A 242-nucleotide genomic window follows, 5' to 3' on the forward strand; every position below is an offset into this window, starting at 1 on the left:
TATTCCAGGCAAAAGGAAAAGTTTATGATCAATTAATTTAACTATTTATAAAACAATAGGTTAGATGCGTTCAGGTAAAAAAGGAGCAATATAAAAATAATCTGGCACGCAAATTGGAATAGTACAGATATCAGCTGCACAGGCCGTGTTTCTGAATAGCGCGCTGGCACGCAGATGGTTGTAGGGGCTGATGTGATCAGACGTAGGGAAGAGAGCGTGGCAATGCACAGGCTCTACAACAC

The 242-nt window shown here is 41.3% G+C and carries 1 protein-coding gene; it reads right to left on the reverse strand.

Features of this window, described 5'->3' with window-relative positions; genetic code table 11:
* Positions 1 to 60 precede the first annotated feature (60 nt).
* Positions 61 to 242: hypothetical protein (locus tag ACY2RR_RS24635; RefSeq protein WP_490110842.1), on the reverse strand; the 182-nt coding region annotated here is incomplete at its 5' end.

The sequence above is a fragment of the Parendozoicomonas sp. 2304DJ65-17 genome (genome assembly GCF_058148445.1).